Source organism: Paenibacillus sp. RU5M (genome assembly GCF_900221055.1).
Lineage (GTDB): Bacteria > Bacillota > Bacilli > Paenibacillales > Paenibacillaceae > Paenibacillus > Paenibacillus marchantiae.
Map to the genome: position 1 here is coordinate 335,316 of NZ_OBQM01000004.1, position 25,599 is coordinate 360,914.

General features: G+C 50.6%; 20 protein-coding genes. 16 read left to right on the top strand and 4 right to left on the bottom strand.

What is annotated here, in order from left to right; genetic code table 11:
• From CRO25_RS15325 to CRO25_RS15345, 5 genes are all read left to right on the top strand, one after another.
• Complete coding sequence (locus tag CRO25_RS15325; RefSeq protein WP_079695591.1) at positions 1–1,791, top strand: sensor histidine kinase; 1,791 nt, start codon at positions 1–3, stop codon at positions 1,789–1,791.
• A complete protein-coding gene (locus CRO25_RS15330; protein WP_079695592.1) occupies positions 1,788–2,888 on the top strand; it encodes a response regulator in 1,101 nt (366 codons plus the stop codon). Before CRO25_RS15325 ends, CRO25_RS15330 begins: the two co-directional genes overlap by 4 nt.
• A 144-nt stretch (positions 2,889–3,032) precedes the next feature.
• The gene (locus tag CRO25_RS15335; protein WP_064641853.1) at positions 3,033–4,313 is read left to right on the top strand and encodes an ABC transporter substrate-binding protein; all 1,281 of its coding nucleotides are present in this window, start codon (positions 3,033–3,035) and stop codon (positions 4,311–4,313) included.
• A 78-nt stretch (positions 4,314–4,391) separates the two neighbouring features.
• Positions 4,392–5,276 (top strand): carbohydrate ABC transporter permease, encoded by an 885-nt coding sequence (locus tag CRO25_RS15340; RefSeq protein ID WP_064641854.1) that lies wholly within the window; start codon positions 4,392–4,394, stop codon positions 5,274–5,276.
• A complete protein-coding gene (locus CRO25_RS15345; protein WP_024632759.1) occupies positions 5,273–6,100 on the top strand; it encodes a carbohydrate ABC transporter permease in 828 nt (275 codons plus the stop codon). The genes CRO25_RS15340 and CRO25_RS15345 overlap by 4 nt, the downstream gene beginning before the upstream one ends.
• Positions 6,101–6,215: 115 nt before the next feature.
• On the opposite strand, the gene CRO25_RS15350 is transcribed toward CRO25_RS15345, so the two are convergent.
• Positions 6,216–7,703 carry a PLP-dependent aminotransferase family protein gene (locus tag CRO25_RS15350; protein WP_079695593.1) on the bottom strand — a complete coding sequence of 496 codons (1,488 nt, stop codon included), beginning with the start codon at positions 7,701–7,703 and terminating at the stop codon, positions 6,216–6,218.
• A 157-nt stretch (positions 7,704–7,860) separates the two neighbouring features.
• Between CRO25_RS15350 and CRO25_RS15355 the strand changes: the two genes are divergently transcribed.
• Positions 7,861–8,469, top strand: coding sequence for a LysE/ArgO family amino acid transporter (locus CRO25_RS15355; RefSeq protein ID WP_079695595.1), 609 nt, complete (start codon positions 7,861–7,863; stop codon positions 8,467–8,469).
• Positions 8,470–8,558: 89 nt separating this feature from the next.
• Here CRO25_RS15355 and CRO25_RS34150 read toward each other — a convergent pair whose 3' ends face one another.
• The 3 genes from CRO25_RS34150 to CRO25_RS15370 all read right to left on the bottom strand — a co-directional run bounded on the left by CRO25_RS34150 (position 8,559) and on the right by CRO25_RS15370 (position 13,062).
• Complete coding sequence (locus tag CRO25_RS34150; RefSeq protein ID WP_079695596.1) at positions 8,559–9,395, bottom strand: methyl-accepting chemotaxis protein; 837 nt, start codon at positions 9,393–9,395, stop codon at positions 8,559–8,561.
• 323 nt (positions 9,396–9,718) lie between these two features.
• Positions 9,719–10,720 carry a GTP 3',8-cyclase MoaA gene (gene moaA / locus CRO25_RS15365; RefSeq protein WP_063566937.1) on the bottom strand — a complete coding sequence of 334 codons (1,002 nt, stop codon included), beginning with the start codon at positions 10,718–10,720 and terminating at the stop codon, positions 9,719–9,721.
• A gap of 119 nt (positions 10,721–10,839) precedes the next feature.
• Positions 10,840–13,062 carry a methyl-accepting chemotaxis protein gene (locus tag CRO25_RS15370; protein WP_079695598.1) on the bottom strand — a complete coding sequence of 741 codons (2,223 nt, stop codon included), beginning with the start codon at positions 13,060–13,062 and terminating at the stop codon, positions 10,840–10,842.
• A gap of 544 nt (positions 13,063–13,606) precedes the next feature.
• On the opposite strand from CRO25_RS15370, the gene CRO25_RS15375 reads away from it, so the two are divergent.
• From CRO25_RS15375 to hydA, 10 genes are all read left to right on the top strand, one after another.
• Entirely contained in the window at positions 13,607–14,422 is an 816-nt protein-coding gene (locus CRO25_RS15375; RefSeq protein ID WP_079695600.1) for an ABC transporter ATP-binding protein, read from the top strand.
• Complete coding sequence (locus CRO25_RS15380; protein WP_306291811.1) at positions 14,391–15,215, top strand: ABC transporter permease; 825 nt, start codon at positions 14,391–14,393, stop codon at positions 15,213–15,215. The genes CRO25_RS15375 and CRO25_RS15380 overlap by 32 nt, the downstream gene beginning before the upstream one ends.
• On the top strand, positions 15,212–16,162 hold the full coding sequence (locus tag CRO25_RS15385) for an ABC transporter permease (RefSeq protein WP_256863655.1): 951 nt from the start codon (positions 15,212–15,214) through the stop codon (positions 16,160–16,162). The genes CRO25_RS15380 and CRO25_RS15385 overlap by 4 nt, the downstream gene beginning before the upstream one ends.
• A gap of 104 nt (positions 16,163–16,266) precedes the next feature.
• Positions 16,267–17,343 (top strand): ABC transporter substrate-binding protein, encoded by a 1,077-nt coding sequence (locus CRO25_RS15390; RefSeq protein WP_079695602.1) that lies wholly within the window; start codon positions 16,267–16,269, stop codon positions 17,341–17,343.
• Positions 17,344–17,430: 87 nt separating this feature from the next.
• Positions 17,431–18,804, top strand: coding sequence for an aspartate aminotransferase family protein (locus CRO25_RS15395; RefSeq protein WP_079695604.1), 1,374 nt, complete (start codon positions 17,431–17,433; stop codon positions 18,802–18,804).
• A 76-nt stretch (positions 18,805–18,880) separates the two neighbouring features.
• Positions 18,881–20,146 carry a M20 family metallo-hydrolase gene (locus CRO25_RS15400; protein WP_079695605.1) on the top strand — a complete coding sequence of 422 codons (1,266 nt, stop codon included), beginning with the start codon at positions 18,881–18,883 and terminating at the stop codon, positions 20,144–20,146.
• Positions 20,147–20,317: 171 nt separating this feature from the next.
• Positions 20,318–21,199 carry a nitrilase-related carbon-nitrogen hydrolase gene (locus CRO25_RS15405; protein WP_079695607.1) on the top strand — a complete coding sequence of 294 codons (882 nt, stop codon included), beginning with the start codon at positions 20,318–20,320 and terminating at the stop codon, positions 21,197–21,199.
• A 109-nt stretch (positions 21,200–21,308) separates the two neighbouring features.
• Positions 21,309–22,676, top strand: a complete 1,368-nt coding sequence (locus CRO25_RS15410; RefSeq protein WP_079695609.1) for an NAD(P)-dependent oxidoreductase — start codon at positions 21,309–21,311, stop codon at positions 22,674–22,676.
• A 186-nt stretch (positions 22,677–22,862) separates the two neighbouring features.
• Entirely contained in the window at positions 22,863–24,158 is a 1,296-nt protein-coding gene (gene preA / locus CRO25_RS15415; protein WP_063566946.1) for an NAD-dependent dihydropyrimidine dehydrogenase subunit PreA, read from the top strand.
• A complete protein-coding gene (gene hydA / locus CRO25_RS15420; RefSeq protein ID WP_079695610.1) occupies positions 24,155–25,594 on the top strand; it encodes a dihydropyrimidinase in 1,440 nt (479 codons plus the stop codon). Before preA ends, hydA begins: the two co-directional genes overlap by 4 nt.
• Positions 25,595–25,599 lie beyond the last annotated feature (5 nt).

Below are 25,599 nucleotides of genomic sequence, written 5' to 3' on the forward strand. Positions count from 1 at the left end.
GTGTTTACCGAATTATATCGGAAGCTTACTGATCCGTTCAAACGCAGCATTCGCAACAAATTAATCCTCACCATGACGTTTCTGGCCATTCTGCCCGTCATTGCCATGACGGTTGTAGCAGCCGAAAATACCCGTTCTTCCATGGAAGAAGAGATCATGGAGACCAACCGTGCGAATATGAATTGGGCCTCCATCTATTTGGGTGAACAATTCGCGCGGATGAACAATCTCATCTATTCCATTCAGATCAGTGATGAGCTGCATCAGTATTTGGCATTGAACCAGGATGCTCCAGCTGCCAGCCGCTTCGATGAACAGAAGGCTGTGTTCAACATGCTGAACAGTGTATATTATTCGGCTGGCAACTATGTATTTGGTGTGGAATTATACCTGAAGGAACTGGACACATTGTTCACCTTCAACTCGATGGAAAGCCGGATCAGATCAGTCCCGGACATTCCTTCGGCATACGATGAACTTTTTAAACAGCATAAGGACTTTACGATTATTAATGATCCGAACGATCCAGAGAAGTTTCATATGACCCGCAGCATGAACCGATTCGAGGATCAGGCGCAGATCGGCGCGATCAGTCTGGAAGTCAAGTGGGCCGAATTCAATCAGACGCTGGAATTGCTGGACAGCCGGGGAGATTATGCGGTGTACATCGCGGATAGTACGGGAAGTCCGGTCTATCAGCCCAATAAGGAGATACAGCCTTCAGCAGAGGCACTGGAAAAGCTTGCAGCTACGAAGGACAGTTCAGGTTTCATTCGAACAGCCAAGGAATATGTATTCTATCATGCCATTGACCCGTCAGGGATGCGTCTGATCAAAATTGTACCTTCCCATGTCATCAATGAGAGTGCAATGGAAACGATGAAATATGGTCTTGTTGTGGGTGGGCTGGCTACCGTGGTTTCGGTGTTGTTGGCAGCATTAGTGGCTTGGCGAACATCCAAACCGATTGTCAGACTGGCGAATTCCATGAAGGGAATCCAGTTGATCAAGGACAAGGAAGTGGTCCGCAGTGGTCGGGTGGATGAGATTGGCCTGCTGGAGAAAAATCTGCATGGTATGGCAAGCCGCATTCGGGAGCATATCCGGGATAACTATCTCATGAATCTGGAGAAACAGACGGCCGAGCTCAAGGCGCTTCAGTCCCAGATTCACCCGCATTTTCTGCAAAATACGTTGCAGATGATCGGAGGTATGGTGTACTCACAGAAGCCGGCAGACAGTTATAAAGTTATTCGTGCACTAAGTGAGATGTTCCGTTATATTGTCAGAGCGCCGGATGGTCTCGTGCCATTACAGTCCGAATTGGACCAACTGGAGCATTATATGCTCATCCAGAAGCAGCGTTTTGGCAGCAGACTTGAATATAAACTGGAGATTGAAGGCGGGCTGAATGACTGTTACATTCCCAAGTTGTCCCTGCAACCGATTGTGGAGAATGCATTTGTTCATGGTCTGGAGAAAAAGCAGGGAGAGTGGAAATTGAACATTCAAGTTGTCCGACTAGATCATGAGGTAACCATCCGCATTTCCGATAATGGGATGGGCATGGATCAAGAGAGGCTGGCCGAGATGCAATCGAGACTGTCCAAGCTGTCCCAGCAAGGAGACAGAGTATGGAGCTCGGGCACTAGCATTGGTCTGGTCAATGCCGCATCACGCATTTTGATGCACTTTGGGCCTGCATACGGTATGAACATGGAGAGTGGGGAAGGACAGGGAACCCGTGTCACTGTTCGAATTCCTTGCCATACAGGAGGCGAGATCTCGTGAACAAGGATCATTATAGAGTGCTGTTAGTGGACGACGAGCCATGGAATAGAGACATTTTGCGAAATTTGGGCACGTGGGATGAGCTTGGCATGGTGGTAGCAGGTGAGGCAGAGGATGGCGGAGAGGCGATCCGGTTGGTCGAGCAGCATCAGCCCCATATTATCATTACAGACATGCGTATGCCGGGTAAAGACGGCGTGGAACTGCTCCAGACGCTGAGCGCACAATATCCGCATATCAAAGTGATTGTGGTCAGCGGTTATGATGATTTCAATTATGCGAAACATGCCATTCGTCACCGTGCCGCTGATTATCTGCTCAAACCGGTAAATCCCGATGAATTGAATAACGTTCTGGCCAAGTGTAGACGTGAATTGGAAAAGACCGAGTCTGGGCCGGAATCCTGGGAACCTTATCCTTCGGCTTTTTCTGGCGAGTTCTCGTTGTTCCAGCAGCAGGCACGCTTGCGTTTTAACGACTTGAACGTTCAGGGATTGCATGAGCTGTTCGGGCAGCTGGAGCACCGACTTGATACCAGTGATATCCAAAGACCGCAACAGCTGGGGCGGATTGCATATGAATTGCAGACGCTGCTGGGCGAGCTGTGTGTTTCCAACGGCTTATGTGAGCAACCTGTAGCAGCTGTGCTCCCGCCGCCGACGGCTCTGGCGTCCATCGCATCGGCGGTGGACTGGATATCAGCGCCTTACTATACTTCGTTGGAGCAGCTGATTGCGCAGCGCAAATTCAAGAACAAGCTGAACCTGGATGAGGTGAAGCAATACATCGATCAGCATTGCATGGAGATGATTACGCTGGAGCAGCTTGCCCAGATCTTTTTTGTCAGCAAAGAATATCTCAGCAAGGTGTTCAAAAAAGAACACAGCGTGAATGTGACCGACTATATTGTCCAGTTACGGATGGCAAGAGCCAAGGAGTGGGTGCTCGATGATCAGATTCCATTCAAACATATTGCTGAGATGACGGGTTATGAGGATGTATCGTACTTTTACCGGGTGTTCAAGAAACACTTCGGAGTTTCGCCTGGAGAGATGCGAAAGGGACAACCTCGAATATCAGGTAACAGCCCTAAATAATTCGTTCACAGAGAGCTTACTGTTGGATTAAGGTTTAAAATAATCCAATAAATGAGTCTAATAATGTCCAATGAAGCGCTTTCATTTCGTGATATATAATGATCCTATGAAAGACAAACCAGTTACACCGGGAGGTCATAAGAGATGAAAGTATGGAAAAGCGTAGCAAGTGCGGTACTTGTGAGTGTTCTGCTCGCAGGCTGCGGTTCCAATGCGGGTACGGATGGTAAGGCGGAGGGAACTGCATCGGGCAGTACGGTGTCCCTCAAAGTATTCATTGCACAGCCGCGGCTGAAAGAACATTACGATAAATATATAGAACAGTTCAAAGCCAAGGAGAAAGCCGAAAAGAATATTGAGGTCAACGTACAACTGGAGATGCCGCCAGCAGATAATGCGCCTCAGATTCTGAAAACACGACTTGCCTCCAATGATGCACCGGACGTGTTCGCACTTCATGCGGTCAATGAAATTCCACCGTTCAGCAAAGCAGGTTATCTGGAAGACCTGTCGGGTCAACCTTTTGTCGATAAATTACTGGATTCCGTTAAGCCTTCCGTAACGGATGCATCGGGTAAAGTCGTGGCCGTTCCTTTGGAAACGTTATCTTGGGGATACCTGTACAATAAGGATATTTTCAAAGAGCAGGGGATAGAGGTACCTACAACTTTGACGGAAATGAAAGCGGTCGTGGAAAAGCTGAAAGCAGCCAACATCACCCCGTTTGAACTTTCATACAAAGAAGCCTGGATTCCACAACTGTTCCTGCCACTTACTGTAGGTGCACTGACTCAGTCAGAACATAAAGACTTCTTGGATAAGATGAATCAGGATCAAGGTTCCTTCTCGGATATGAAATCCTTGTTCGACATCTTCGATCTCGTCAATGCCAATGGAACGGAGAAAGCACTCGAAGTGGGCGGCGATGATGGTTCAGCAGCCTTTGCAACAGGCAAAGCAGCAATGTGGATTCAAGGACCTTGGTTCGCGGAAACCATCCTGAAGTCCAATCCGGATATCAACTTCGGCGTAGCTCCACTGCCGATCAATGACAACCCGGATGATACCAAAATCAACCTGAGCACATCGACTTCACTGGCCGTATCTTCCTCCAGCAAAAACAAGGAAGTGGCACTCGACTTCGTAAACTATGTTCTTGATGACAAGGATTCAAGTGCATTCTACGAAGCACTGAAATTCAATCCGGTTGCCAAAATTCATGACTTCAAAAGTTTCCCTTGGGTAGACGATGCCCTGAAATATGTTAATGAAGGCAAAGCGTATCAGGATCCATCCATTCCTCAAGCGGTTAAGGATGAATCAGGCAAAGCGCTGCAAGGTTACTACTCCGGACAACTGGATCAGCAGCAGGTGATTGATGCGCTCGACAAGGCGTGGAAATCCTACAACAAAGTCAACAAGTAAGCAGATGAAACGGCTGGCAGAACGGTCTTCGTTCCCCCGTTTCCGCGAGTCTGCTTATAGTGAAAAGGGGGAGAACCAATGGCTACGAATGTATTCAAGAAGTATCTGTCGCTGCTAGCGTTCACTGCGCCTGCCTTTGTCATCTATGCCATTTTCCTGCTGTATCCCACATTTAGCGGCTTATTCTACAGCTTGACGGACTGGAATGGTCTGAACCGGGATTACAGTTTTATCGGTCTGGGGAACTTCGTGGAACTGTTCAAGGAAGATCCCGACTTTCTGAATTCCCTGTGGTTCACGTTGAAATATGTGGTGTTTATGCTGATTCTGCAAAATGGAATTGCCTTGCTGCTCGCCGTGTTCATTGAGACACGGACGCGCAGCAAGGGGTTATTCCGGACCCTGTTTTTCATGCCGAACATGATCAGTACAATCATCAGCGCCTTTATGTGGACATTCATTTTCTCCCAGGTGCTGCCGCAACTGGCCGAGAAGTTGGCGGTCTCCTTTTTGGACCAACAGTGGCTGGGTGATCCGAAATTTTCATTCTACTCCATCCTGATCGTATCGCTCTGGAATGGTGTGGGGTATATGATGATTATCTATCTGGCTGCACTCCAGGGTGTGCCGAAGAGTCTGAAGGAAGCGGCTGTTATTGATGGAGCCAACGCGTTCCAGGTCCTGCGTAATGTCGTATTGCCAATGATTACTCATGCCGTGACAATCTGTTTCTTCCTGACACTGAACGGAGCATTCAAAGTATTTGAAGTTGTGTACGGTCTTACAGGTGGTGGTCCAGGCAGAGCCACTCAGGTCATTACGATGAATATCTATGAAGAGGCATTCTCCAACAATTTTAGATACGGATATGCCAGTGCCAAGTCGGTTGTGTTATTCGTCATCGTGCTCATCTTCACGCTCATCCAGATTACGGTGATGAAGAAGAAAGAGGTGGAAGCATGAGGATGCAACGAATTAACAGCTACCTGATTCGACTGCTGCTGGTGCTGGGCTCCCTCGTCGCAATGCTGCCAATCTACATGGCGATTGTGAACTCATTCAAAACACAAGGCGAAATGTTCCAGTCTTTTATAGCTCTCCCAACGACATTTCATTGGGAAAACTACTCGGATGCATTTAACAAAATCAATCTGCTAGGCAGCTCATTGAACTCGGCGATTGTATCCTTCCTGGGGATTGGCGGTATTGTATTCTGTGCTTCATTGGCCGGATACAAGCTGTCGCGTACTTCAGGCAGATTGAGCAACCTGATCTTCTTCCTGTTCGTGGCATCCATGCTCGTTCCTTTTCACTCGATCATGATTCCGCTGACACGGGTTGCCAAAGGACTTCACGTCCAAGGAAGCACATACGGCTTGGCCCTGATCTATATCGGACTTGGTGTGAACATGGCGATCTTCCTGTATCACGGGTTTGTTAAGTCCATCCCGCGTGAATTGGAAGAATCGGCACAGATGGATGGATGTAATGAGTTCCAGACGTTCTTCCAGATCATCTTCCCACTGTTGCTGCCAATTACGGTCACCATCGCCATCTTGGACTTCCTGTGGATCTGGAATGACTTCCTGTTGCCACTGCTCATGCTGACGGATGTGAATCGTTATACACTGATTCTGTCCACGAACATGCTGTTTGGCGAGTACAACAAGGAATGGCCGTTGATTCTGTCTTCCCTGGTACTTACCGCGATTCCAGTAGTTCTCATCTATGCGTTCTTCCAAAAGTTCATCATGGAGGGTATTGCAGAAGGTGCGGTAAAAGGGTAAGGAAAACCTGCCTGTGATCTAGACGAGATGTATCTGTCTCATGAATACAAAAACTCAAAAGAACCGCCATGATCGGAGGGATGTCACTCCTTACGATCAAGGCGGTTCTTTCATTTCATGATGTCATCAGCTTTTTGACTGTCTGTGCCAGAAGGTGAAGGCCACGCTCCATCTCATCCGGTGAAGCATAGGCATAGGACAGACGAATGTGCTCCGCATCTAGGCGGTCATAAAGATAACCCGGATGAATCAGCACATGATTCTCCAAACAGGCATGGAACAGTTCGCGAATGGAAAGAGGACTGACGGTAAATCGGAGCCAGATATAAAAGCCTCCGGCAGGTATGCTCCACTCGGCGAGTTTAGCGAAATCGCGTTGCAGAAGCTGGATCATGAAGTCTCTGCGTCTGCGCAGTTCTGGCCGCAGGCGATCCATATGCTGCTCGTGGTATCCATCGGCAAACCAGAGTGCAGCAGCCTCCTGAGCGAGGGAGCTGGTGCCATAATCCGTCTGCATCTTGATGTCTGCGAGGCGACGGATGACCGGCTCCGGCCCAACCAGCCAGCCGAGGCGCAGACCGGGGCTCACCGCCTTGGACAAGGTGCCCATGTGCAGCACCCGTCCTTCTTTATCACGCGCCTTCAGCGCTGGCGGCGGGAGCTCGTCCAGCCACAGGTCGCTGTAAGCGGCATCCTCCAATATGGAGATGTCAGTGTTTCGCGCTGTGGCGAGAATTTCTTCCCGGCGGCTGTCACTCATGACGGAGCCAGTAGGATTGTGGAAGCTCGGAATCGTATAGAGCAGTGAGATGCTATCCCTGTTTGCATTGTTCTGTACGGCATCTTCCAGACGCGGAGTGTGTAAGCCTTCGGCATCCATCGGAATGCCACTCATTTTCAATCCGGCGGATTGGAAGGCATGAATGGAGTACAGATAAGATGGTTTCTCCAGCAGAACTGCCGATCCGCGGGGCAGAAGCCCAACTGAAATAAGGTGCAGTGCCTGGAGAGAGCCGGATACGATCAGAATGGAGTCAGCGGAGGCTTGGATGCCGCTTGCTTGCAAGTAAACGGACAAAGCCTGTCGGAGCTCCAAACTACCCTGAGGTTCGAGGTAGTTTAGTGTACGAGAACGACTGGATAGAGCAAGGAGGATGTCGTTAAAAGCCTCCTGGGGCATCAGATCAGGGGCAAGCTCACCTGTACCAAGTCTGATGATGTCTGGCTGGAACTCAGCCCGGTTAATCTGCTGTACCTCTGGCAGATTGGGGTAATACCAGCCTTCTTCGATGGCTTCCTCCCAGTTGGGCATGGCTCCGTGAGCCAGCGCATGCCAGCCAGAGCCGCAGACATAGGTTCCGCCACCATGTCTGCCTTCAATCATGCCTGCGGCGGCCAGATTTTCCAATGCAGTAACCAGCGTGCTGCGATTCACACCCATGGATTGAGCCAGTGTTCGTTGTGAAGGAAGCCGATATCCTGCTGTCCATTCGCCGGCAGTAATTTTCTCGCTGATATAGACTTCAATCTGTCGGTACAGAGGTAGGGAATGGGACGGGTCCGGCTTCCAGCTGCCCCGCTGTCTAGAATCGGAACGATTCATGGGCAGGTTTGCCTCCTTTATAGAATGAGTGATGGGATTTACGTTTTCTTTTATTTTGAACACTATATCATTTGGTTGGGTCCAATGCCATCCAAGTGGTTGGTTACGCCTGACGTTATCTCTACTATTATGGAGACATGTCTAAGGGGGATGAACGATGGGGGTAATTATTCACGCGGTGGTGCTGGCGTTTGGTCTGATCTTGCCACTCGGTGTACAAAATGTATTTATTTTTAATCAGGGCATGAGTCAACGAAGTTATGCGCGGGCGCTGCCAGCTATAGTAACCGCAGGACTCAGTGATACGTTGTTGATTGGGGCAGCGGTCGGAGGGGTGTCTCTCATTTTGCTGCAATGGCCGCTGCTGGCGAATGTATTGTATGCAGGAGGGAGTGTATTTTTGCTCTATATGGCATGGAGCATATGGAGGTCATCCGGGCCTGCGAATAGTTCAGCAGCAGTGCTGTCTGCGGGAAGGCAGATCGCTTTTGCTGCTTCCGTTTCCTTGCTTAACCCGCATGCTCTGCTGGACACGGTAGCCGTAATCGGAACCAGTTCGCTTCAATACGAAGGGGTCACACGCTTTTATTTTGCGATTACGGCGGCAGTGGTATCATGGGTATGGTTTCTGGGACTGGCAGGTGCAGGCAGGCTAGTAGGTAGAACGGATCGTACAGGCCGGATCAGTGTTTTCTTCAATCGGTTGTCCGCTGTAGTCATGATCGGAATGGCGGGCATGATGCTGTGGAAGCTGATCCTCTCGTAAAAATAGAAAAGAATCCCCTCACGTTAAACGTGCGGGGATTGTTTATATGCTGGCCTTATATACTTAATGCGCCAAATGAGTATTCTATCTTATTCTGCCTTCAATAGCATGGATTCAATAAAAGCTTTGAGATCCTTGGATGCGTTGTTCAGTTGATCAATCACCTCGCTGAACTCGGTGACGAGTTCGGCTTGCTGATTACTGGATTGGGCGATGGAGGTAATCTCCTGTTCCATCTGACGAATGGAATGCTGTACTTCCTTCAAGGAGCGTTCGATGTTCACTGTAGCTTCTTTGGTTCCGGTAGATAATTTGCGTACTTCGGTAGCAACAACGCCAAAGCCGGCTCCAGCTTCTCCTGCTCGTGCTGCCTCAATGGCAGCATTCAGACCCAGCAGGTTCGTCTGCTCCGAAATTTCACGAATGAATGAAGCGACCTTGGTGACTTCACTGGAATTTTGCACCGCTATCCGTGTGTTGTCTAAAATCTGTGAAGATGAAGCGGTCAGTTGCTGGGACTGAGCAGCTACGGTCTGAACCATATCGGTTAACTTACCGCTAATTTCCCCGATCAATTCGGTGAAGTGCCCCAGTTTTTCCTCGTTTTTGAGCGAAAATCCAATGGCCAATGCACCTACGATCTGGCCTGCTTCATCGCGAAGCGGGGTAGCCGCAGAGTTAATGGGAGTCCCGTAATGATGCGCTTCAATACGATTGGCTGAAGTCTCACCATGGATAAGTGCCCGGCGTAGTGTAGGATCTTCGAGTGAGATCGGATCTCCGGCCTTGATACCCAAATCAAGATCTTCGCTCCGTACGTAATACCGGAACTGCTCCATATCGGTAACAGCAATCATCAAATCATTTTCCTTGAGCATGATTTTAAAATACGGGCTTGCTGCAACAAGTGCTTCAACAATATTCAATTGGATCAACTCCTATATATGTGTGCGTATTATCTTGATGTATTGTATATTCATCGTCAGAATTGCGGGATTCTTGAAGGCCTAAAGAGGACATATGGCAGATTAATTTTATTTTAATCTTGAAATCAGGAAAATTGATCAACAAGGTTAGAAAAAAGAAAAATACATGACAAAAAAGCTGCTGAGGATCATCTGACCTCAGCAGCTTTTAGTACATCGATAATGGCTGTATTTTGAGAAGTATATCGTGTGCTTACGTTTATTATTTCTTCCTGCTCTGATGCATTTAAACGATGAGCAGGTACCCGCAAGATCACGCTTGCCTAACCGCCGATCTGGGACATGCGTCGTACCGTCGGTGTATGACTTTGCATTTTCTGCTCCAGGGCAAGCGCCATTTCATGATTCTTCGGTTTGGTGCCAAGCGCTTTGAGGAAGAGAGCTGCCATAGCATCGGGAGCATCTACGAAGCGGCGAACGTTGTATTCATCCGACCAGTACAGACAAGCTTTGATATGCCCGTCTGCTGTCAGGCGAAGACGGTTGCAGTTGTCACAGAAGTGATCACTGACCGGATGGATCAATCCGAATGTCCCTTGTGAACCGGCAATCTTCATGTTTCGTGATGGACCATTACCTGCCGGACCTGCCGTATTTTCCACCGCCCAGCCAGCCTCGGCGCATACATCCGTGACTGCTTCCAGCGGCAAATACGATTTGCGCCATGAATCTGAAGCCTGCCCAATCGGCATATATTCAATGAAGCGTACATGCAGTGGCTGATCTATGGTCATGGCAATGAAATCCTTAATCTCATCATCATTGATGCCCTTCATTAACACGACATTCAGCTTGATCGGAGCAAGTCCAACTGCCGTGGCGGCTTCAATGCCTTTCAGCACCTTATTTACATCCCCACCGCGAGTAATCATGGAGAAACGGCTCGCCTGCAGGGAATCCAGACTGATGTTAATCCGGTTCAGTCCAGCGTCTTTCAGGGCCTGAGCCTGTTTGTCCAGCAGCAATGCATTGGTAGTTAACGCAATATCTTCAATCCCGTCAATGGCCGAGATCATACTTACGAGTTGATGCAGATCTTTCCGTACCAGAGGCTCGCCTCCGGTCAGACGGACTTTGCGCATTCCCATTGGAGCCAACACTTTGAGCACCTGGGCAATTTCCTCGTAGCTCATAATTTGGTCATGCGGGGCAAATTCCATGCCTTCTTCAGGCATACAGTACACACAACGCAAATTACAGCGGTCCGTAACAGAAATACGGATGTAGTCATGTATTCTGCCAAAAGAATCCTGGAGCATTTCCATGCAGACCACCCTTTCATTGATTCAGATTGGAAAGCTTCTATATGAAATGAACCGACAATGTCTAAACGAACAGTTGCATCAAATTTTAGCTATTTCTCCAATCCGCGTCAATGATGACGTCAGGTAATTACGTTTTTATCGGGATGGGTCAGTTGGAATTGTCCCACAAGCTGTTGCAAGAAGACCGTGATGGCTTCGACATTGTGCGATGAATGCTGAACGTGCAGCATGTCGTTAATAAGCTCGACCATCTCGGCTTCCACCTCCGAAGACGTGGAACGATTTTTGTGGCTGATGGCAGCGATATTCTCCATCAATACCACGACCTGATCTACAACCTGTGTTCTTTGGGGTTCTTCAGCCGTTGCACTTTGGAGTAACTGCGAAGCAGCCTGAACAAGCGTGGTGCCTTCAGCCAGCACCTGATCGCCTTCCTTGATGGATTGCGAGGCTGCTCCTGCCGCTACTGAGATATTATCCAGAATCTGATGAATATCTTCCGTGGAGGAACGGGATAATTCTGCAAGTTTGCGGATCTCACCAGCAACGACGGCAAATCCACGTCCGTGTTCGCCAACATGAGCTGCTTCAATGGAAGCATTTAGTGCGAGCAGATTGGTCTGTGCCGAAATTTCATCAATGACAGCAAGTGCGCGGTAGATATCCTGCATGGTCGCCATAAAGGATAGAATCGTATGGTTGGTGTCGGACACGGCTCCCGAGATCTGAGTCATTTTGTCTCCAATACGCTCCACTTCCTGGCGGGCAACGTCAATCTGCTCTGTGGACGACACTTCAAGCTGTTGTAGGGTGAGGCGCATTTCGTCGGCGGCTACTTTGGCCTGATCCAGGTCCTCAAGCTGCTTGCGTATCCCCTGAATCATAGAGCCAAGTTTGAGATTTACACGTTCGGTTGTTCCCTGTGTAGTTTCCGTTGACGCCCGCATCTGGTGCTGGTTGTTCATCACATCCACGGTGGCAAGCTGTACCTTGAGCATAATTCCTTCCAGAGAGTCGATCATATTGTTGATCCATTTCGCCAGTTCACCTGATTCATCCTGGGCAAAAGCCGACGTGTCCAGACGCTGAGTCAGATCCCCTTTGCCTTCGGCGTTAATCCGAATAAAGCGGCTAATGCGGCGCAAATCCTCATGGCCCCGTTGAACATGTTTTCGTTGCAGCTGGCTTGCAGTCAGGAATCCATAGATGAAATTAAAGGCAGCGATGGCTGCTGCGCTCCATGCACTTCCAGTCAGCGCATATACAAGTGCAGCTCCCGCAATGCCTGACAACAGGATGTACAAGCTATGCTGCTTGAATTGGCGCCAGCCAATGCTGCGTATCCGATACACTTCCTCCAAATCGCCTTCACACATCATGCCCCACAGATCCGGACAGTGGGGAAGCTGGAACGTGATGCCTTTTCCAATAACTGATATATGACGATAGTCTGAATAACCCGGAAAAGCCACAAACAGATTGGAGCCATTGCGAATGGTATTCGCTACACCGGGATGAAGTTCGTTGGTAGAAGGATCGGTAAACATCAGTTCCAATTCGGTATGTTCTTTAACAGATACAACGCCCCATTCGGTGGTTACGCCGTCTTTCAGATTCTCCCCATGGGTGAATGTATGATCCTCGAAGCGGCTGCGGGACAGGGCAGTCCCGGGTTGAAGCGTGGGCCGCAGTTTTGATTCAGCCATAAAAAGATAATTATCCCCCGAATCAGGGTAGATGTGGCCTGATTCACGCTGGATCAGATCGCCCAATACATCATTAGGTACACGACTGCACAGGGAACCGATGTAACGGCCGTTTTCCATGATCGGTACGATAAACGTCAAGGTTACATCATCGTGAAACGTGGAAGAACGTGGTCCAATTTCTAGTGTGAGCGGATCAGAATAAGGTCCAAACAGGCACTTTTGTCCGTTGATATCCGCTTGGGTATACCTAAGTCCTGGCCCGATCAAAGCATTTCCATCTTCGTAGACTTGTCCAATATGATTCTTATATGTAGAAAATACAACCTGGTTTTGCTCGTTCAGCATAAAAAGCTCAGTACTATCCGTAGCGCGTACATAACTTGCTGCGAACCATACCTCCAATCCGTGTACATCTTCTGTGCCTTGTAACATACCCTGCGGATGAACGGCTCGTACCTGCTGAAGCAATCGATCCAGATGATTCCACTGCTCCTCAGCCCAATCCATCAAAAGCTGCCGCCGGGTCTCGGCGATACCCTCAAAGATTTCCTCCACGTCTTGCTTCATATTTGCATTCAACCGATACGACCGCCACAGCGGCCACCCTTTTCTCCATCCCAGCCAATCAAACATACGGACCACCCCGATTTCTGATTTTGAAAATCTTTTGCGAGACTGTTCGGAAACGCGATTATCCAGCCAATATGGGTGGTGGACGGGAATCAATGACACCGCCTTCATGATCCCAGAACCAGACACCGTATCGGGGCGAGAGTTCACGTCCTTCTATATGAGCATTTTGCAAAATGCTGTTATCAATGTTTATACAAGAAAATCAACAAGAATACGAGGGTATATGTCATATTTTCCGAATATTTATTCAATAAATACAAATGATTATGCGCCTTTACTTGGATATTACAAGAGTTCTGTATAAGTGAAGCAGATGTTAGATAACATACACGGACATTGACATGTTTAGGACTGAGAATCGGTATCATTTTACACTGTGTAACATGAACAGGCCCATACTCAAAACAGTCTGTATAATGTAATCCCCGCCCAAAGATATATAGTATTACCTAACAAGCAAAACCTGTTACGTTCGTGTATATAAACCTTCCATTCAGCCTTGGTGTGAAAAGATTGCGAGCTTCCCGCGAAAAGGAGAATGCCCATGTCCTCAATCATTGTCCCCGATACCTGCCATATTGAGCTGGATCACGTATCCGTTGTATTTGGCAGTGGAGCACAACAAGTTACCGCCCTGTCCCACGTTTCGTTTCAAATCCATTCCAATGAATTTGTCTCTCTGCTTGGCCCCTCGGGGTGTGGCAAGTCCACACTGCTGCGACTCGTAGCCGATTTGCTCCAGCCAACGACAGGCAGCATCCGGGTTGCCGGGGAAGAACCAGAGCGGGCGCGGTTGCAGCGCCAGTTCGGTATTGTCTTCCAGACTCCAGCTCTGTTCGATTGGCGCACGGTACGCCACAATGTGGAGCTTCCCCTGGAGCTGCTCGGCACAAGCCGGAAGGAGTGCCGTCGCATGAGTGGTGAACTGCTTGAAATGGTTGGGCTGACTCGCTTTGCTGACCATTATCCATGGCAGCTCAGTGGGGGCATGCAGCAGCGTGTTTCCATTGCACGTGCACTCGCGCTTAATCCGCCATTGCTGCTTATGGATGAACCTTTCTCCGCACTGGATGAATTCACGAAGGAGAAGCTGCAATTGGAGCTGCTCGATATTAAGCGATCTACAGGCAAGACATTCCTGTTCGTTACACACAGTATCCCCGAGGCCGTATTTCTATCTGACCGCATCATCGTCCTCTCCGCACACCCTGGTCAGGTGCACTCCATTCATTCCGTTAACCTGCCAGCCGAGCGGGATCGAGAGCTGAGGGAAACCGAAGCCTTTTACCGCATGATGACCACCATCCGCAATTGTTTCTATGAGGAGCGTGATCCAATCCATGTTCCTGCACACCAATAAGCTGGGTTTTCGCCCCTGGGTAGTGATCTGGATTTTGTCCGTATTGCTGCTGTGGGAAGGTATCGCCTGGATTCTCCATTTGTTCATGTCACCCCAGCAGGCAGCATCCCGTCTTCCTTATCTGCACGAGGTTCTAGCAGCCCTGTTTCGTTACTCAGGCACATTGGCTGAACAGGGGGCCGTAACGTTTGGGAATGCAGCAATTGGTTTTGCCGGTGGAACTGCGTTAGGCCTGCTGCTGGCCCTGCTCATGAGTGTGGCGGTTTGGGTGGAGCGTACCTTATCTCCGTATGTCATCTCTTCCCAGATGGTGCCCGTAATCGGTCTTGCGCCCATTGTCTATGGCATTATCCATAATGCCGAGTGGGCCCGAATTATAATGGCGGCTTACGTTACGTTCTTCCCGATTATCATCCACACACTCAAAGGATTAAAAAGTGCAGCGCCGGAGCATCTGGAGCTTATGCGTTCCTGTGGAGCTTCCCTGCCTGCTCGTTATATCAAATGTTTGCTGCCTTCTGCGCTACCGGGTCTGTTTTCCGGTATGAAAATAGCTGCTCCACTTGCAGTCACTTCTTCCATTGTGGTGGAGCTGATGGGAGCCCCGGATGGACTTGGTGTACTAATGGTCAGTTCCTTGTATTATGGTAGTGCCCAAATCGGCATGTTCTGGGCAACCATCATGCTCAGCATTGGCATTGGACTCATCTCGTATCTTGCCATCAGCCTTGCTGAGCGCTGGCTAACCCCATGGCAGCCCGAATTCAGGGCCAAGGGAGGGCGTGCTGCATGATGAATGAAAGTGTGGTGGTAAGCCGCAAAGGTGAGGAGGGTGCGACGGTCGCTGTCTCTGGCACGGGCTCCATTGGGGAATCTATTGTGGATTCGATTAAGGTGCCAACTGATTCAGGCTCGGATATCCATGGGCAACAGGGACAAGCCGGACAGAGACTGCGGGGTAGTAGTGTTCGCAAAAGATCAATTGGATTGCGCCTACTGCCGTGGCTTGCCGGAGCCTTATTTCTTACCTTATGGCAACTTCGATTGTTCCATCAGTTATTCTCGCTTGAAAGTTACCAACTGCCTGTGCCATCAGCAATTGCAACGTCCATCAGCGAAAATGCAGAAATGCTCTTCCGATACGCGATGTACAGCGGAACTGAGATGCTGGGTGGCTTTCTGCTCGGCTCCTTGCTGGGAGCCTTGGCGGCTGCGGGTGCATCCTTCTTCCCGACGAGTGGCAGGGCGGCAGTTGCTTTAATGTCAGCCCTGAACGCCGTTCCGATTGTTGCGCTGGCCCCGATTATGAACAACTGGTTTGGGGATGGTATCTGGTCCCGAATTGCCGTCGTGGCTGTAATTACGATGGCTGCCATGGCTGTGAGTTTATTTAAGGGCTTGACCTCGATTCAGCCGCAATACAGTGATCTGTTGGGTGGTCTTGCCGCCAGTAGGATGCAGGTTTTCGTGAAGCTGCGCTGGCCTCATGCACTGCCTTCCCTCTTCGCAGGTCTGAAAATTAATATGTCGACCAGCATTATTGGCGCCATTGTGGGTGAATTTTTCATCGCCTCCCAGGGGCTTGGATACTTGCTCTCGGATCAGATCCGACTGGCGAACATGCCACTTGCCTGGTCCTGTATTGTTATCGCGGCTGTGCTCGGTATTGTGCTGTATGAAGTCGTCGTTCTGGCCGAGAAACGGCTGATCCCGTGGAATCGTGCACGTACAGATCCATAAAAGCTCATTCAGATGCCAACCTTCCACAGATCGATTGACTCGTGAAGCAGGGCTACACAGTACCTGATTGAAAATCCTTATATAAACAGGGGGTTGTTCTGTATATGTACAAAACGTTAAAACCGGGTTTTCTGGTGTTGGTACTGTTGGTCGTTGCGATGCTGGGAGCGTGCTCCGCAAAATCAGAGCCGTCCGTCACTCCTGCTGCTGCCAGCTCTGAGGGAGCGGGAGGGTCAGATCAGCCCTTAACCAAAGTGAAGATCCAGCTCAAATGGGTACCGCAGGCTCAGTTCGCGGGGATATACGCCGCCAAGGAGAAAGGTTTTTTTGCAGATGAAGGTATTGATGCCGAGATCATTCCGGGCGGCCCGGATATTGTGATCGAACAGCAGGTGGTCAACGGCGCAGCCGATGTCGGGATCACCGGCGTAGATAGTTTGCTGGTCAGCCGGGATAACGGCCTTCCGCTCGTCTCCCTCGCCCAGATTTCGCAGAAGAGCAGTTATCGATTGATTGCCAAGAAGTCCGCAAGTATTACCGATCCCGCCCAGATGAAGGGCAAGAAAGTGAGCACATGGTTCGGCAGCCAGCAGTTTCAGGTTCTCGCTTTTATGGAGAAGAACGGCCTTGATCCCAAGAAGGATATTGAACTGGTGAAGCAGGGCTTCACGATGGATCAGTTCTTCAACGATCAGGTGGATGTTGCCACGGCGACGATCTATAACGAATATCACGTGGTACTGGAAAGTGGGACGAAGGAGTCCGATCTGGATGTATTCAACATTGAGGATGCCGGGGTAGGCATGCTGGAGGATACGCTGATCGCGAAGAAGGATTGGGTGGACAGTAATAAAGAGCTGGCGGTGAAAGTGACCCGTGCCGTTCTGAAAGGCTGGAACTACGCCATCGACAATCAGAATGAAACGGTGGATATCGTCATGAAGAACGTAACCGACGGCAGCACGACCCGTGAACATCAGGTGACCATGCTCGAAGAGATTGCGAAGCTGATTCGCCCGGAAGGATTTACGGAGAAACAGGTGGGCAGTTTCGTGGATGAGTCTTTTACCCGGACTGCGGATATTGCCCTGAAGTACGGCCTGATCAAGAAAGCCGCTAATCTGGACGAAGCACTGGAGAAAAGCATCTATGAAGAAGCGGTGAAGGATATCACGAACTAAATAAGTGTGGAGCGTTCGGAAGAGGGTACTGCAATCGAAGTGGTCAATTGTAAAGTCTTAGGTTCAGCTTGGAGAGGAGGATGACGAATGAGCTCAGTGGATCAGCAACCCCAGCCGTTTGGTGGTACGAAGGAAGAGTGGCTGGAGAAGGATCGCAAATATGTGTGGCATCACATCTCGCCTCATAACGATCATCCGATGATTGCCGTAAGCGGGGAGGGCAGCTGGATCACGGATCAGGATGGCACACGGTATCTGGATGCGATGTCGGGACTGTGGTGTGTGAACGTCGGGCATGGACGCGAGGAAATTGCCCAAAGTGCCTATGAGCAGATGAAAGCTCTCGCGTACGTACCCATGACCCAGAGCCATGAGCCGGCGATTCTGCTGGCAGAGAAGCTGAATGACTGGCTGGAGGGGGAATATCGCATTTTCTTCTCCAATTCAGGTTCGGATGCCAATGAGGTGGCGTTCAAAATAGCCCGTCAGTTTCATCATCAGAATGGTGAGCCCACTCGTCACAAATTCATCTCCCGTCACCGTGCCTATCACGGCAACTCCATGGGCGCACTGGGCGCTACCGGGCAAGCCGCCCGCAAAATCAAATACGAGCCGCTGGGCGTAGGCTTCTCTCATGTACCGCCTCCTTATTGCTACCGCTGTCCATTTGGACGAAACAAGGATGGATGCGGATTGGAATGCGCCACCATCTATGAGGAGGTTATTCGCTGGGAAGGGCCGGAGACGGTAGCTGCGGTCATTATGGAACCGGTCATTACAGGGGGCGGCATGATTGTCCCGCCTCCGGATTACATGCGCACTGTGCAGGAGATTTGTCAGCGCTATGGTGTGCTGTTGATTGTGGATGAGGTCATTTGCGGGTTTGGTCGCTCCGGGCAAAAATTCGGTCATCAGAATTATGGCGTGCAGCCCGATATTGTCACGATGGCAAAGGGCATGACGAGTGCGTACGCTCCACTATCGGCGACAGCCGTTCGAGCGGATCTGTATGAAACGTTCAGAGAACCCGGAACCGATTCACACTTTCGTCATGTGAATACGTTCGGCGGCAATCCTGTATCCTGCCGTGTGGCACTGGCGAATCTCGAAATTCTGGAACGAGAGAATCTGGTCAGCCGTGCCGATGAACTTGGATACCTGCTTCGGGATAAGCTGGAGCCGCTGCTGGAGTTATCGATGGTTGGAGATATCCGCACATTTGGCTTCGCCTGCGGGGTGGAGCTGATTGAAGCCGATGGTTCGCCTGCTCATGCGGATAAGGTCATGAACGTGCTGGCAAGCTGCAAACAGGACGGTGTCCTGATTGGCAAGAATGGCGACACCGTGCCGGGATTTGCGAATATTTTGACCATCTCACCGCCGTTTGTCACCACCGAGGAAGAATTGGACCTGATCGCTGGTAGTTTGCTGGCTGCACTACGCAGTCTGGATGCAGGGTAGCGATGGAGGAGAGGTACTAATCTAGTGGGATCTCTAATTATATCGTGCTTGTGAATATGTAAGGAGGCGATGGAGGATGCAGACCACCACCGGGAAAATCATCAATCAGCTGCGTCTGGATGATCGAATTGAACAGTTGTCCTGTATTGGCCGAATTGTAGAGACGGGTGTCTGCCGACTCGCGTTGACTCCGGAAGATATGGAGGGCATTATACAGGTTCGCCTCTGGATGGAAGAGGCCGGGCTTGTGACTCGCCTTGATCCGTTTGGCAATCTGATTGGTCGCCTTGAAGGTACAGATTCGTCCCTGCCGATCCTTATGATCGGTTCACATATTGATTCCCAGCCGTATGGGGGTCGGTATGATGGAGCCATCGGTGTTCTTGGTGCGTTAGAGGCTGTACAGTGTCTGATGGAACAAGGCATTCGCCCTCCAATGCCCATTGAGGTCATTGCCTTTTGTGATGAAGAGGGCTCGCGTTTTAACAAAGGATTATTTGGTTCACGTGGCATAACCGGACAGCTGGAAGAGGGAGAATTGGAGCGACAGGACAAAAATGGGGTGACCCGCCGAGAGGCATTGCAGGCCTTTGGCTGTGCACCAGAACAATTTGCTGAAGCGATCTATCCGGCTGGCTCTATTTGCAGTTATCTGGAGCTGCATATTGAGCAGGGACCTGTGCTCGAATCGCTGGACGCTCCGGTAGGCCTGGTGACTGGCATCTCGGGCCCGCTTTGGCTCACGGTGACCATGAAAGGCATGGCAGGGCATGCCGGGTCCGTACCGATGGGGATGCGGCATGATGCGCTGGTGGGCAGCGCCAAGGTCATTGCGGCTTTTGACGATATGGTCAGAGAAGATCCGGAAGCTCCAACAGTAGGGACCGTGGGGAGCCTCCGTGTCTTCCCAGACTCACGCAATATCATTGCTGAACAGGTCAGCTTTACGGTTGATTTGCGAGATATGGAGATGGAACGCAGAAATCGGCTTGAAGGAAGGTTAATGAGCCTCTTGGATGACGTTAGCTCGGAATACGGCCTGACCTACTCTTTGACCGAAGATACCAACAGCGAGCCGCGATATTGTGCAGAACGAATCAAGAATGCCATTCGCTCGTCTGCCGAAGAAATCGGCCTGCCTTTACCAGAGCTGATGAGTGGTCCGTTCCATGATGCACTTGCCCTTTCTTACGTGTGTGACTATGGCATGATCTTTGTTCGCAGCAAGGATGGCATCAGCCATCATCCAAGTGAGTATTCTTCGCCCGAGGACATTGCTCTCGGTACAGAAGTGCTGTACCGCACGATCAGGCAGATGTGCAGCCCGGAAACCGGTGAGTAACGAGGGGAACATACCAGGAGGGAGGACGATGGAAGTTCATTTCGTTGGTAACCATCCGATTGATATTTCAAATCCAATCATATTCGGTGGGGTTTTACAGTCATATAAGATGATGGTGATTTTCATATAAACGGACAGCGGACAGTTTCTTAGAGGAGGCGAAGTGGCGTTATGGGTAAAATCAGCATCGGGATGATTCAAGCTTCACACGAGGTGGAGGGCTCGGCCCCAATTGAAGTGCATAAGGAGGCCGCCATTCAGAAACACATTGCGCTGGTGCGTGAAGCGGCTGCTCGGGGAGCGCAGATTATCGGCTTGCAGGAAGTGTTCTACGGGCCTTACTTCTGCACGGAGCAGAGCCCCAAGTGGTATGCATCTGCCGAGCAGGTACCGGAAGGACCGACGACCAGGCGTTTTCAGGGACTCGCGAAGGAGCTCGGCGTGGTGATCATTCTGCCTGTATACGAGGTGGAAGGGATCGCTTCGTATTACAATACGGCTGCTGTTATAGATGCGGACGGCTCCTACCTGGGGAAATACCGTAAACATCATATTCCGCATGTGGAGGCGGGCGAAGGCACGAATGGGTTCTGGGAAAAATACTATTTCAGGCCCGGTAACCTGGGGTACCCGGTATTTGATACAGCCTATGCCAGAGTGGGTGTGTACATCTGTTATGATCGTCATTTTCCGGAAGGAGCACGGCTGCTTGGGCTAGCGGGTGCAGAGATTGTATTCAACCCTTCCGCAACGGTAGCCGGAACATCGGAATATTTGTGGAAGCTGGAGCAGCCTGCCCATGCGGTAGCTAATGGCTATTATGTGGCTGCCATCAACCGAGTGGGAGTGGAATCGCCATGGAATATGGGTGAATTTTATGGTCAGTCGTATCTGGTGGACCCGCGAGGCAGGATGGTGGCCATGGGCAGCAGGGATCAGGATGAGGTCATCATTGGCGAGATGGATACGGAGTTGATTCGGGAAGTGCGCAATGTATGGCAATTTTACCGCGATCGACGGCCTGAGACCTACGAACATCTTGTTAACTTGTAGCTGAGCGAAGATAGTTTTGGCATCGCAGTCCCTGTGTGAGTCAGTCATTAACTTTATCCGGCGGCGAAAGGAAAAACAGAGATCAACCTTATGGAGGTGCATGATATTGATGAACAGCGCAGGAGCAACGCTGTCCGACTACGGATGGGAGAGTCGTTTTACCGAAATGAAGCCTGCAATGACGGGCAAGGAAGCGATGGAGGAATCGAACCGCTGTCTGTACTGTTATGATGCACCCTGTATCAAGGCATGTCCAACCGACATTAATATTCCTTCGTTTATCAAAAAAATCTCAACAGATCACCTCAAAGGCTCGGCTCGGACTATTATGGAAGCCAACCCGGTAGGTGCTAGCTGTGCACGGGTCTGCCCGACAGAGGAACTTTGCGAAGGCGCTTGTGTACTGAACGAGTCATCTAAGCCGATTCGGATCGGTGATTTACAGCGATATGCAACAGACTGGGCACGGACGAATAATGAACCGTTATTCAAGGCAGCGCCTGCCAACGGAAGAAGTGTTGCAGTTGTAGGCGCAGGGCCTGCGGGATTGTCTGCGGCCAGAGAGTTAGGGCGTGCAGGGTATGAGGTGACGATCTATGAAGCCAAAGCGAAAGGCGGAGGACTTAACACGTATGGTATCGTGTCCTTTCGCCTGCCGGAATCCGTAGCCTTATGGGAAGTCGAACAAGTGCAAGCACTGGGGGTGCAGGTTCGGTATGGTGTACGCATTGGGGTGGATGTATCCGCTGAAGAGTTATTGGAGCAGCACGAAGCCGTTATTCTGGCTTGCGGGATGGGCGCTGTTCCGATGCTCGGCATTGAAGGAGAGACGCTGGAGGGAGTCTATGATGCCATTGAGCTGGTGGAATCCACGAAGCAGGGTGTGCCTCCGGCCCTGAACGGTCTGAAGGTTGCCATTATTGGTGCGGGCAATACGGCAGTGGATGCAGCGACCTGTTCGGTACGCCTAGGTGCCGAGCGTGTGCAGATGCTTTATCGACGCGGTGAGAGCCAGATGACAGCGTATGCCTTCGAATATACATTTGCGAAGCAGGAAGGTGTGGAATTTCGCTGGTTCACCATGCCGAAGCGCATTATTGGAGACGAGAATGGTCGAGTCCAGGCTATAGAATGTATGAAAATGAAGCTGGTTACTCTACCTGGAGGTGGTCGGGCATTGCCTGTGCCGATTGAGGGATCGGAGTTCATGCTTGAATGTGACACCGTTGTTCGAGCCATTGGACAGAACCGTTTGCTGCCATTAATTGAGGTATTTGGCCTGCGTCATCACTGGGGCGTTGTTGAAGTGGAACCACAGACGTACCGTACGTCCCATCCAAAGATCTATGCGGCAGGCGATGTTATCTTCGGACAGGGGCAGGGCGAAGCGATGGTGGTCTCCGCAGCTCAACAAGGCAAACTGGCGGCTGCATCGGTGATGAAGGCGTTGCCTGGACAGGTGGAAGAGACGGCTTGAAATACGAGGTGTACGGTTCGTTAGAATGTTTCAACAAATTATGCCAACAGGTTGGCAACACCAACCACTCAACTTAACCCTTATGAAGCAGAAGTCCTAGGTAATAAATACGTGAGGTTCCTGTGTAACTTGTGAAGTTGAAACAAACACCGTTGTGGGTTCTATCTACACCAAGGAGGGATCGTTATGGCTGACTTATCCATTAATCTGGCAGGTATTCGATCGCCCAATCCATTCTGGCTGGCTTCTGCGCCGCCGACGAATACCGGATATCAGGTTCAGCGCGCCTTTGAAGCAGGCTGGGGTGGTGCCGTCTGGAAGACGTTGGGCGAGCCGATCATTAATACCTCTTCGCGTTTTGCAGCCGTTCATTTTGGTGGACAGCGCGTCGCGGGTTTTAACAATATTGAGTTAATATCTGATCGTCCGTTGGAGGTGAATCTGCGTGAAATTGCTGAGACCAAGAGGCGTTTCCCAGATCGGGCAGTGGTTGCTTCACTCATGGTGGAACCGAAACGCGAGAAGTGGCATGAAATTGTGAAGAAAGTCGAAGCTGTCGGCGTAGACGGGCTGGAGCTGAACTTTGGTTGTCCGCACGGCATGGCCGAGCGTGGTATGGGAGCAGCGTCTGGTCAGCAACCGGATCTGGTTGAATTACAGACGATGTGGGTGAAGGAAGTGGCGACCACACCTGTTATTGTGAAGCTAACGCCTAATATCACCGATATTACGGCGACTGCCCGGGCGGCCGTGCGCGGCGGTGCGGATGCGATTTCCCTGATTAATACGATCAACTCCCTGGCGGGTGTGGATCTCGATTCCTGGAATACCGTGCCGCATGTAGGTGGCAAAGGGGCGCATGGCGGCTACTGCGGTCCGGCTGTGAAGCCAATCGCGCTGAACATGGTTGCCGAGTGTGCGCGCAATCCGGCAGTTGGGGTGCCGATCTCCGGCATCGGAGGCATATCCGATTGGCGAGATACCGCAGAATTTTTACTTATGGGCGCGACGGGGGTCCAGGTATGTACCGCAGCCATGCATCATGGCTTCCGTATCGTGGAGGACATGATCGATGGATTGAACGATTATTTGGATGAGAAAGGTCTGCGAAGTGTATCTGAATTGATTGGTCAGACGGTTCCGCGTTATTCGGATTGGGGCAATCTCGATTTGAATTACAAAGTGGTAGCCCGCATCAACCGCGATGTCTGCATCAATTGCAACAAATGCCATATCGCCTGCGAAGACACCTCGCATCAATGTATTGATATGTTGTCTGACCCCTCTGGCTCGTATCTGGAGGTCGTTGAGGAAGATTGCGTCGGATGTAATCTGTGCTCGATTGTTTGTCCGGTGGACGGCGCAATTGAGATGGTAGAGATCGCACATGAACAGGAACCGTTAACCTGGAATGACCGTCAGTCTGCGATTGCCCTGCTGCAATCGGCCAGAGATCAATCCACCAAGGAGGCTATATCATGAGTACCCGCAAATTGATTCGTAATGGAATGTTGGTCACGGCGTCGGATACGTTTGAAGCGGATATCTACATTGAAAATGGAAAGATCGTGCAGATAGGCTTGGGACTTGTGCCGGATGAACGAACGGAGGTTGTGGATGCGTCCGGCTGTTATGTCATCCCTGGCGGGATTGATCCGCATACTCATCTGGATATGCCGTTCGGCGGAACGGTGACGGCGGATGATTTTGCAACGGGTACCGCAGCTGCTGCCTTCGGCGGGACAACAACGGTCATTGATTTCTGTTTGACGCAAAAAGGCCGACCTTTGCTGGAATCCCTTCAGGAATGGCATGCCAAAGCCGAGGGCAAAGCCGCCATTGATTACGGGTTTCATTTGATGATTGGCGAGATGAATGATCAGGTGCTGGAGGAACTGCCACAGATCATTGAAGAAGAGGGCGTGTCTTCCTTCAAGGTGTTCATGGCTTATAAAAATCAGTTCCAGGCCGATGACGGTATTCTCTTTCAGACGCTGCAAAAGGCCAAAGAGTTCGGTGCACTCGTCATGGTGCACGCCGAGAATGGCGATGTTATCGATCTGCTGGTCCAGCAGGCGCTGGCGGATGGTAGAACCGAGCCGATCCACCATGCACTTACCCGACCTTCCATGTTGGAAGGAGAGGCTACAGGGAGGGCGGCCCGACTGGCAGCACTTGCCGATTCACAGCTCTATGTGGTGCACGTCACCTGTGCTGAAGCCGTGGAGCAGATCGCCCGTATGCGAGACATGGGCTATCGAATCTGGGGCGAGACCTGTCCGCAGTACTTAACTCTGGATCAATCGAAGATGGATCAACCGGATTTTGAAGGCGCGAAGTATGTATGGTCCCCACCGCTGCGTGAAGCCCATCATCAGGAAGTGTTGTGGAATGCACTCAAGAATGGTCAATTGCAGACGATTGGCTCGGACCATTGTTCGTTTAACTTCAAGGGACAGAAGGATCTGGGACGGGATGATTTCAGCAAAATTCCAAATGGAGGGCCTGTCATTGAAGATCGGCTCAGCATTTTATATTCCGAAGGGGTAGTGAAGGGGCGAATTTCGCTTAATCAGTGGGTGGATTTATGCTCTACACGGGCAAGCAAGCTATTTGGTTTATTTCCGCAGAAAGGAACCCTTGCTGTGGGGACAGATGCGGATATCGTTATTTTTGACCCATCTATCTCAAGGGTGATTTCGGCAGCTACCCACCATATGAATGTGGATTATAGCGCCTTTGAGGGCATGCAGGTTCAGGGATGTCCGGTGACAGTGCTATGCCGCGGGGAATATGTGATTCGGGATCGACAGTTTGCCGGAGTGGCAGGAGCGGGTCAGTATGTGAAGCGTGACAAATATGATGCCGGTGCACCATTACCTGTGAGACAGCCTGTGACGGCAGTGAATGGAGGGTGAAGCTG

Coding starts and splice junctions, on each gene's coding strand:
- CRO25_RS15410 (WP_079695609.1), top strand. CDS start 21,309: ATGAACAGCGCAGGAGCAACGCTGTCCGACTACGGATGGGAGAGTCGT.
- preA (WP_063566946.1), top strand. CDS start 22,863: ATGGCTGACTTATCCATTAATCTGGCAGGTATTCGATCGCCCAATCCA.
- moaA (WP_063566937.1), bottom strand. CDS start 10,720: ATGGAAATGCTCCAGGATTCTTTTGGCAGAATACATGACTACATCCGT.
- CRO25_RS15375 (WP_079695600.1), top strand. CDS start 13,607: ATGTCCTCAATCATTGTCCCCGATACCTGCCATATTGAGCTGGATCAC.
- CRO25_RS15340 (WP_064641854.1), top strand. CDS start 4,392: ATGGCTACGAATGTATTCAAGAAGTATCTGTCGCTGCTAGCGTTCACT.
- CRO25_RS15370 (WP_079695598.1), bottom strand. CDS start 13,062: ATGTTTGATTGGCTGGGATGGAGAAAAGGGTGGCCGCTGTGGCGGTCG.
- CRO25_RS15405 (WP_079695607.1), top strand. CDS start 20,318: ATGGGTAAAATCAGCATCGGGATGATTCAAGCTTCACACGAGGTGGAG.
- CRO25_RS15335 (WP_064641853.1), top strand. CDS start 3,033: ATGAAAGTATGGAAAAGCGTAGCAAGTGCGGTACTTGTGAGTGTTCTG.
- CRO25_RS15345 (WP_024632759.1), top strand. CDS start 5,273: ATGAGGATGCAACGAATTAACAGCTACCTGATTCGACTGCTGCTGGTG.
- CRO25_RS15350 (WP_079695593.1), bottom strand. CDS start 7,703: ATGAATCGTTCCGATTCTAGACAGCGGGGCAGCTGGAAGCCGGACCCG.
- CRO25_RS15385 (WP_256863655.1), top strand. CDS start 15,212: ATGATGAATGAAAGTGTGGTGGTAAGCCGCAAAGGTGAGGAGGGTGCG.
- CRO25_RS15395 (WP_079695604.1), top strand. CDS start 17,431: ATGAGCTCAGTGGATCAGCAACCCCAGCCGTTTGGTGGTACGAAGGAA.
- CRO25_RS15390 (WP_079695602.1), top strand. CDS start 16,267: ATGTACAAAACGTTAAAACCGGGTTTTCTGGTGTTGGTACTGTTGGTC.
- hydA (WP_079695610.1), top strand. CDS start 24,155: ATGAGTACCCGCAAATTGATTCGTAATGGAATGTTGGTCACGGCGTCG.
- CRO25_RS15355 (WP_079695595.1), top strand. CDS start 7,861: ATGGGGGTAATTATTCACGCGGTGGTGCTGGCGTTTGGTCTGATCTTG.
- CRO25_RS15400 (WP_079695605.1), top strand. CDS start 18,881: ATGCAGACCACCACCGGGAAAATCATCAATCAGCTGCGTCTGGATGAT.